Genomic DNA, 8065 nt, shown 5'->3' with positions numbered 1-8065 from the left:
CCGGGCCTCCGAGACCAGCGAACCAACACACATCCGCGTGCGCGGGTGTGGAGAGTTCGTACGTCGGGAGGTGACCGGTTCGATGACCACGCTGCAACAACCCCAACACCCTGTGCTCGGGGCCGTGGTCGCGATCACCGCCTCGCTTGGTCTGGTCTCTGAGGCGAATACGTTGTTCATGGCCACCGATCAGAAGGCCGCCACGCTGCTCGAGATCGCCCGGGCCAAGGCACAGCTGGCTGAGCTCGAGCTGCGCGTGATGGTGGCCGCCGATGACGTCGCGGCTGAGAGTGCGGCGCGGGATGTGGCGGCGTGGTTGCATCACCACACCCACCAACGCCCCGAGACCCTGCGCGCCGACCTCCGGTTGGCTCAGGCGCTGGACCGTTCCTACGGGCTGGTCGCGGCCGCGATGCGGGCCGGTGCCTGCAACCCCGCCCAGGCCCACGTCATCGTCGACGCCCTCGACGACCTCCCCGCCGACCTCGACCCCGAGACCCGGATCAAGGCCGAAGAGGCCCTGGTCGCCTACGCGACCCGGTTCGACCCCACCCAGCTGCGCCGCCTCGGGCGCCGGATCCTCGATGTCATCGACCCCGAGATCGCCGAAGCCGAGGAAGCCCGACGCCTCGCCGCCGAGGAGGCCCACGCCCGGAAGAAGACCCACTTGGCCATGCGACGCCTCGGGGACGGCACCACCCGGATCTCCGCGGTCATCCCCGATGCGGCCGCCGATCGGCTGGCCACCAACCTGGAGGCCTTTGCCTCACCCCGCCGCGATGACGGCACCCGCACCGAGACCGGCGAGTACCTGCCCTACCACCGGCGCCTCGGACGAGCGTTCTGCCAGCTGCTCGAGACCCTCGACCCGACCCGGCTCCCCATCCACGGCGGGGACGCCACCACGGTGATCGTCACGATCGATATCGACCAGCTCCGCAACGAGGCCGGCATCGCCAGCATCGTCGGCGGCACCCCGATCACCGCCGCCGAAGCCCGGCGGCTGGCCTGCACCGCCAACATCCTTCCCGCCGTCCTCGGGGGTGCCTCGGAGGTCCTCGATCTCGGGCGCAAGGAACGCTTCTTCACCGCTGCCCAACGCCGCGCCCTCCTGCTCAGGTCGGCGACCTGTGAGGCCGAGGGCTGCGACATCCCCGGGACCTGGGCCGAGGCCCACCACTGGATCGAATGGGCCCAAGGCGGCGCGACCGACCTCGACAACGCCGCCCTGCTCTGCAGCCATCATCACCACCGCGCCCACGACGCCGCGTACCTTCATGAGCGCTTGCCCAACGGCAACATCCGCTTCACCAGGCGCACATAGAATCGCGCTAGCCGCGGCCTTTGAGCCGGGACCGAAGAACGAGCCGGGCCGCGGGCCCGAGATCCTCGATGACCTCGACGAGCGTGCCGAGCTGCTCGAGGGACGCGAAGGCCGAATCCGCGCCGGGGCGATCGACACCGTCGTACATGAGCAGCCCGATGAACGCCGAGCTGATCGCGCGCGACAGCCCAGGCGCGTCCACCACACCCTCGACGGGGCTCCCCTCCAGGGCACGAGCGACCGCGGCCTCGATCTCCTCGTTCCACCGGCCCAACGCGTAGCGCGCGGTCTCGGCCAGTGCCTTGTCCCGCTGCGCACCAGCCAGGAGCTGAGCCATCACCGTGATGTTGCCCGCGGCTCGCTCCCGCTCATGAAGCCCCCGTCCGAGCTCCAGCAGCTCGCTCAGCGAGGTCACCTCCGCGAGCTCGTCACGGTAGGACGCCGCCACGTCGTCTGTCGCTGCCCGGCACGCCTGGTCGACGAGATCCACGACGGTTCCGAAGTGGTAGAAGACCAGAGCCTGGTTGACCCCCGCCCGGTCGGCGACCGCCCGCGCCGAGAGACCGGCGATCCCCTCCTGCTTGAGCAGGTCGGTCACCGCCAGCATCAGCTTGGCCTTGGTGGGGTTCATCTCGCTGGGGGCTCCTCGGCAATCAGTTGGTTGAAGACGATCAGCACTGCGCCGAGTATGCCCCCACAGGCGAGTCCCGACAGCACGGACATGGCGATGAGATCCGGCTCCGACGCCCCCTCGTGCAAGAGGCAGGACAAGACGCCCCCGACAGCGCAGATCAGGCCTAGCGCAGGAGCCGAGAGCGCCACGACCGGCAGCGGGATCCGTACACGCCGTGTCACTGCCACTCCGAACCAGGACGCCACCATTCCGGACGCCCCCGCGATGCCCAGCAGCGGCCCCAGGTCCTCCAAGCCGGCCTCGGACGCTCGGCCCACGAAGATCACGTAGCCCAACGCAGCGGTCACCGCGAAGCCCACCAGGCCGGACCACATGCGGTCGATGACCGTCGACGAAGGGAACAGCACCGCGGGTGCGACCAGTGGCGCCTCTACCAGCCCGACGATGGCACCGACGATGCCGCCGTTCCAGGCTCCGGCGAGCACTCCGAAGATCGGCATCGCCGCGCTCCCCACACATCCTCCGACGATGACTCCGAGGACGACTCCGAAGAACCACCAGCGGCACAACGCCCAGAACACAGACCACATTCGATCAGCCATGTACGCCTCCTTCGACCAATTTGAGCGATTGCTCAAATTCAAGGTAGCGCATCTCTTGAGCGATCGCTCAAATAGGTCGTATGGTCGCTTCCATGAAGATCGTCATCCCCGGTGGAACCGGCCAGGTCGGAGGCATCCTGCGGCGTGCCTGGAGCACGCGAGGACATGAGGTCGTGGTGCTCTCTCGCCACCAGGAAGAGCTGGAAGAAGGCGTACGCCATCGCCTCTGGGACGGCCGGACGATCGGCCCCTGGGCCGAGGAGATCGACGGCGCGGACGTGGTGGTCAACCTCGCGGGCCGGACGGTCAGCTGCCGCTACACCGACGCCAACCTGAAGCAGATGATGGACTCGCGCATCGAGTCGACCAGGGTCGTCGGCGAGGCGATCGCGAAGGCATCGGCTCCGCCGCACACGTGGCTGCAGATGAGCACCGCGACGATCTACGCCCACCGCCTCGACGCACCCAACGACGAGGCGACCGGCATCATCGGCGGCAGCGAGCCCGACACGCCCGCCTACTGGGAGTTCTCCACGAGGATCGCCAAGAGCTGGGAGGCCGAGCAGGCCGCGGCGGCGACACCGCACACCCGCCAGGTGGCGCTCCGCTCGGCGATGGTGATGAGCCCCGACAAGGGCGGCGTCCTCGACGTACTCCTCACCATGGCGCGCCTCGGTCTCGGCGGGCCCGTCGCGGGCGGCGACCAGTTCGTCTCCTGGATCCACGAGACCGACTTCGTACGCGCCTGCGATCTGCTCATCGGGCGCGATGACATCGCCGGACCGGTGAACCTGGCGGCTCCGGGGCCACTTCCGCAGCGCGACCTGATGCGCGCCCTGCGGAAGGAGGCTGCGATGCCGATCGGGTTGCCCGCCACTCGCTGGATGGCCGAGATCGGGGCGTGGGCGCTGCGTACGGACACCGAGCTGCTCCTCAAGAGCCGTCGTGTCGTGCCGGGGAGGCTGCTCGAGGCAGGCTTCGAGTTCGAGTACGCCGACTGGGCCTCCGCCGCCCACGACCTCGTCAGCCGGGCACGGCGGCGGACGCGCCGGCGGACGCGGCAGAGAAACCAGTCGCATCGCCCAGCCTGATCGGCCACGATGAAATGGTGACTCGCGCGACCTGGCAGCCCCGACCCGACGACGCCGAGACCCTGAGGCGGTTCTTCGGCAAGGACGGGCGGCTGCTGACGATCCCCTCGAAGCACGTCAAGAAGCTGGTGGTGCTCAACCAGCTCGCGCAGGCCTTCGAGCCAGGGAAGGTCTACCCCGAGCGGGAGGTCAACGAGATCCTGGGGCGGTTCCACGAGGACGTCGCCGCGCTGCGCCGCTACCTCTTCGAAGAGGGGTTCATGATGCGCGAGGACGGCTACTACTGGCGCGACGGCGGGAGCGTGGAGGTCTGAGCGGCGAGGGTCCCGCACGTCGGGCATGATTCGCCCCATGACGATGCCGGACCAGTCGGGCCAGCCAGTGCCCGGACAGCCGCCCGTGGGGTGGATCGACCTGACGATCCAGGGCAGCCACATGACCTCGAACATGATCGTGCCGACGGTGCTGCTCAACGGCCACCAGATGCCGACGCAGTACGGCCGGAACGTCTTCCCGGTGCCGCCGGGGCGCTGGAACGTCGACATGTACGCCCAGTGGACCTGGAAGTTCGGCAAGGCGTCGCTCAGCTTCGACGTCGCCGAGGGCCAGACCGTTCCGGTCTTCTACGCCACGCCGCTGACCGGGTTCAGCAAGGGTGCGATCGGGCACGAGAAGCAGCGCAAGCCCGGAGTCCTCGGATTCGTCCTCATGATGGTCGTGCTGCTGCTCTTCATCGTCGGGATCGTGGCTCTGGGCGTGGTGTCGGGCTAGCTCCGCCCGCGGGGACACCGGCCAGGACTGTCGGTGCTCACCGATACCGTCAGCCTTGTGACCACCACCGAATCACGCGGCCGGAGCGAAGCCCGGCGCAATGGCCGGGGCTACGCGGTTCTCGACGTCGAGACGACCGGGCTCGACCCCTACCGCGACCGCGTGATCCAGGTGGCGATCCGCCAGATCTCCGCCGACGGCACCGCCGAGTCGGAGTGGGAGACGCTGGTCAACCCCGGCGTCGGCGTCGACCCGGGGCCGGTCGAGGTCCACGGCCTGACCAGCGCCGACCTTGCCGGTGCTCCGCTCTTCCGGGACGTCGCCCCCGCGATCGCCCAGCGCCTCGCCGGCCGGGTCTTCGTGGCCCACAACGCCGCGTTCGACTGGACGTTCGTGGCCGTGGAGTCGGACCGTGCCGGCGTACGGCTCGAGGTCCTGGAGTGGCTGTGCACGATGCGGTTCGCGAAGGCGCTCGCGCTGGAGGTGCCCGACAAGTCGCTGGCCACCATCGCGGCCTACTACGCGGTCGAGCAGCTGAAGGCCCACGACGCGGGTGACGACACCCGGGTGGCCGCGGAGATCCTGCTGCGCGAGCTGGCCGACGCCCACCGGGCCGGTCTCACCCTGCCTCTGGTGGAGTGCAACACCTCGCGACACCGGCTGAAACGGACCGTACGCCGCTGGTTCAGCCGCGTCCGGCGACCGCTTCGCTGAGGGATCGTCCCAACATCCGGGACATTTCCCGCAGAAATGCAACCGGAGAGCCCGGTTCGGACATCACCATGTCGTCGGCCCAGCGTTACTTGAAGTAACAGCACCTTGAGGGCCCTGGTCCGAAGTGAGGCGATGAAGATGGTCATCCGGGGATTGATCGCCGGGGCGCTCGCCGCCCTGTTGGCAACCACGTTCGCGGCCTGCGCCGTGGAGCCGGCCGCCGCGCCTGCGCCCGAGGCGACCGCGTCACCGGCCGCGGGCTCCTCCTCCGCCAGCCCATCGGCATCGCCGAGCGCCACGCCGACACCGTCGCCCAGCGCCAAGCCGAAGCCCGAGCCGAAGCCGTCCCCGACCTCGGGCCCGCGGCTCTTCGGCAAGGGTGACAGCGGTGACGACGTACGTGACCTGCAGGCGCGCCTGAAGCAGATCGGCTGGTTCAACGCGGGCGTGACCGGGTTCTACGGCAACGTCACCACCGAGGCCGTCTCCGGTTTCCAGGGCAAGCGCGGCATCGCGGTCACCGGCTTCGTGGACCAGACCACCCTCGACCGGCTGCACGCGATGACCCGCGAGCCGACCGAGGCCGAGCTGACCAACGCGCCGCCGCCGGTGCCCTCCGGCAAGCTCGACCCGCGCTGCCTGACCGGCCGGGTGATGTGCATCGACAAGTCGACCTCGGTGCTGCGCTGGGTCGTCGGCGGGACCGTACAGATGAGCGTCGAGGTGCGGTTCGGCTCGCAGGAGCTGCCAACCCGCGAGGGCCAGTTCTCGGTCTTCGCCAAGAGCCGCGACCACGTCTCCTCCATCTACAAGACCCCAATGCCGTTCGCGATGTTCTTCTCCGGCGGCCAGGCGGTCCACTACTCCCCCGACTTCGCCGCCAACGGCTACAACGGCGCCTCCCACGGCTGCGTGAACGTGCGCGACTACGGCGCCATCACCTCGCTCTACGACCAGGTCGACATCGGCGACGGGGTCGTCATCTACTGGTCCTGAGAACCGCCGCGGACTGACGTCCGGCCCTCGGGCACGATTGAGGAGGCGTACGTCCGGCGTCTTAGGCTTGAGCCATGAAGGCGCTGCTCCTGGAGAACATCCATCCTGTCGCTGTCGAGAACCTCGAGAAGGCCGGCTTCGAGGTCGAGCTGCGCAGCAAGTCTCTCTCCGAGGACGAGCTGGTGGCCGACCTTCCGGGCGTGACGCTGCTCGGCATCCGGTCCAACACCCACATCACCCCGCGAGTGCTGGACGCGGCCACCGACCTCAAGGCGATCGGCTGCTTCTGCATCGGCACCAACCAGGTCGACCTGGCCGGCGCCGCCGAGCGTGGCGTGGCCGTCTTCAACGCCCCCTACTCCAACACCCGCTCGGTCGTCGAGCTGGTCATCGGCTACATCATCTCCCTCGCGCGACGGCTGCCCGAGAAGACCGAGAAGATGCACGCCGGCGTCTGGGACAAGTCCGCGAAGGGCTCCCACGAGATCCGCGGCCGCACGTTGGGCATCGTGGGCTACGGCAACATCGGCACCCAGCTCTCCAACATCGCCGAGGCGCTGGGGATGTACGTCATCTTCTACGACATCGCCGACCGTCTGGCCCACGGCAACGCGCGCCGGATGAAATCCCTCGACGCGCTCCTGGAGGAGGCCGACGTGGTCTCCATCCACATCGACGGACGCCCGGGCAACCTGGGCATGTTCGGCGAGGAGCAGTTCGCGAAGATGAAGCCGCGCTCACTGTTCATCAACGCCGCGCGAGGCTTCCTCGTCGACAACGACGCGCTGCGCAAGCACATCGAGTCCGGCCACATCGCCGGCGCCGCGCTCGACGTCTTCCCGATCGAGCCCAAGGCCCAGGGCGACGCCTTCGAGAGCCCGCTGCAGGGTCTCGACAACGTCATCCTGACCCCGCACGTCGGCGGCTCGACGCAGGAGGCCCAGGAGGAGATCGGCTGGTTCGTCTCCGGCAAGCTGCGCGACTTCATCCGCTCCGGCTCCACCGCGCTGAGCGTCAACCTGCCGGCCGTCCAGCCGCCGCCGCTGGCCGCCGGTGCGCGCCTCGCGCTGCTGCACGACAGCGTCCCGGGCGTGCTCGCCGAGCTCAACGCGCTGCTCGCCGCCGAGGGTGTCAACGTGACCGGTCAATACCTCGCCACCGCCGGTGAGACCGGCTTCGTGGTCACCGACGTGACCGACGTACCTGCGACGACGCTGGAGAAGATCACAGCCAACCCGCACACCAGGTGGGTGCGCGCCTACCACGCCTGACGCTAGCGTTCTGGCTCATGGAGCTCCCTCAACATTGGCCGCTGCCAGAGGCGACCGACCTTCTCGATGACGTCCTGGCAGCGTACGACGAACCGACCCGCCGCTATCACGACCGCCGGCACCTCACCGAGGTGCTGGACCGGATCGAGGAGCTGCGGGCGGAGGGAGAGCGCTTCGACCCGCTCACGGTCACCCTGGCGGCGTTCTTCCACGACTCCGTCTACGACGGGGAGCGGGACGCCGAGGAGCGTTCGGCCACCTGGGCCGAGGACGCGCTGGGCGCCTACCTGGATGCCGACGCCGTGGCCGAGGTCGCCCGGCTGGTGCGGCTGACCGAGACCCACGACCCCGCTCCCGACGACCACAGCGGCCGGGTGCTCTCCGACGCCGACCTGGCGATCCTGGCGGCGCCGGCGGAACGCTATGCGGAGTACGCCGCGACCGTCCGCGAGGAGTACCAGCACCTCTCCGACGAGGAGTTCCGCGTCGGTCGTGCCCAGGTCCTGGAGCGGTTGCTGGAGAAGGAGTCGCTCTTCTCGACACCCTTCGCGAGGATCAGCTGGGAGGCCGCCGCGCGGGCCAACATCTCGGCCGAGATGGCAACCCTGAACACATACCTGTCGCCCGACCGATAACAATTCGTTCCGGACCCCTCGCTGGTG

Annotated in this window: 10 protein-coding genes; 8 read left to right on the top strand and 2 right to left on the bottom strand. The window is 69.0% G+C overall.

Going from position 1 to position 8065, the window contains the following annotated elements; translation table 11 throughout:
- On the top strand, window positions 1-1324 hold a 1324-nt coding region (locus ACFX43_RS04210; protein ID WP_378817398.1), incomplete at its 5' end, for a DUF222 domain-containing protein.
- A gap of 7 nt (window positions 1325-1331) precedes the next feature.
- On the opposite strand, the gene ACFX43_RS04205 is transcribed toward ACFX43_RS04210, so the two are convergent.
- A complete protein-coding gene (locus ACFX43_RS04205) occupies window positions 1332-1955 on the bottom strand; it encodes a TetR/AcrR family transcriptional regulator (RefSeq protein ID WP_378817396.1) in 624 nt (207 codons plus the stop codon).
- Window positions 1952-2560 carry a hypothetical protein gene (locus ACFX43_RS04200; RefSeq protein ID WP_378817393.1) on the bottom strand — a complete coding sequence of 203 codons (609 nt, stop codon included), beginning with the start codon at window positions 2558-2560 and terminating at the stop codon, window positions 1952-1954. Before ACFX43_RS04200 ends, ACFX43_RS04205 begins: the two co-directional genes overlap by 4 nt.
- Before the next feature lie 92 nt (window positions 2561-2652).
- On the opposite strand from ACFX43_RS04200, the gene ACFX43_RS04195 reads away from it, so the two are divergent.
- From ACFX43_RS04195 to ACFX43_RS04165, 7 genes are all read left to right on the top strand, one after another.
- Complete coding sequence (locus ACFX43_RS04195) at window positions 2653-3651, top strand: TIGR01777 family oxidoreductase (RefSeq protein ID WP_378817390.1); 999 nt, start codon at window positions 2653-2655, stop codon at window positions 3649-3651.
- A gap of 17 nt (window positions 3652-3668) precedes the next feature.
- Window positions 3669-3965 carry a DUF2087 domain-containing protein gene (locus ACFX43_RS04190; RefSeq protein WP_160026936.1) on the top strand — a complete coding sequence of 99 codons (297 nt, stop codon included), beginning with the start codon at window positions 3669-3671 and terminating at the stop codon, window positions 3963-3965.
- 37 nt (window positions 3966-4002) lie between these two features.
- A complete protein-coding gene (locus ACFX43_RS04185) occupies window positions 4003-4422 on the top strand; it encodes a hypothetical protein (protein WP_378817387.1) in 420 nt (139 codons plus the stop codon).
- A gap of 57 nt (window positions 4423-4479) precedes the next feature.
- Window positions 4480-5136 carry an exonuclease domain-containing protein gene (locus ACFX43_RS04180; protein ID WP_378817384.1) on the top strand — a complete coding sequence of 219 codons (657 nt, stop codon included), beginning with the start codon at window positions 4480-4482 and terminating at the stop codon, window positions 5134-5136.
- A 132-nt stretch (window positions 5137-5268) separates the two neighbouring features.
- Complete coding sequence (locus tag ACFX43_RS04175; protein WP_378817382.1) at window positions 5269-6132, top strand: peptidoglycan-binding protein; 864 nt, start codon at window positions 5269-5271, stop codon at window positions 6130-6132.
- A gap of 74 nt (window positions 6133-6206) precedes the next feature.
- Window positions 6207-7403, top strand: a complete 1197-nt coding sequence (gene serA / locus ACFX43_RS04170) for a phosphoglycerate dehydrogenase (RefSeq protein WP_355224359.1) — start codon at window positions 6207-6209, stop codon at window positions 7401-7403.
- A gap of 17 nt (window positions 7404-7420) precedes the next feature.
- Window positions 7421-8038, top strand: coding sequence for a hypothetical protein (locus tag ACFX43_RS04165; protein ID WP_378817379.1), 618 nt, complete (start codon window positions 7421-7423; stop codon window positions 8036-8038).
- The last annotated feature ends 27 nt before the right edge of the window (window positions 8039-8065 follow it).

The organism is Nocardioides sp. YIM B13467 (assembly GCF_042788075.1).
Lineage (GTDB): Bacteria > Actinomycetota > Actinomycetes > Propionibacteriales > Nocardioidaceae > Nocardioides.
This window is presented reverse-complemented; position numbering and strand designations above follow the sequence as displayed.

Excerpts from the sequence above, each read along its gene's own strand:
- ACFX43_RS04175 (WP_378817382.1), top strand. The coding sequence starts at position 5,269 with ATGAAGATGGTCATCCGGGGATTGATCGCCGGGGCGCTCGCCGCCCTG.
- ACFX43_RS04200 (WP_378817393.1), bottom strand. The coding sequence starts at position 2,560 with ATGGCTGATCGAATGTGGTCTGTGTTCTGGGCGTTGTGCCGCTGGTGG.
- serA (WP_355224359.1), top strand. The coding sequence starts at position 6,207 with ATGAAGGCGCTGCTCCTGGAGAACATCCATCCTGTCGCTGTCGAGAAC.
- ACFX43_RS04195 (WP_378817390.1), top strand. The coding sequence starts at position 2,653 with ATGAAGATCGTCATCCCCGGTGGAACCGGCCAGGTCGGAGGCATCCTG.
- ACFX43_RS04205 (WP_378817396.1), bottom strand. The coding sequence starts at position 1,955 with ATGAACCCCACCAAGGCCAAGCTGATGCTGGCGGTGACCGACCTGCTC.
- ACFX43_RS04165 (WP_378817379.1), top strand. The coding sequence starts at position 7,421 with ATGGAGCTCCCTCAACATTGGCCGCTGCCAGAGGCGACCGACCTTCTC.
- ACFX43_RS04185 (WP_378817387.1), top strand. The coding sequence starts at position 4,003 with ATGACGATGCCGGACCAGTCGGGCCAGCCAGTGCCCGGACAGCCGCCC.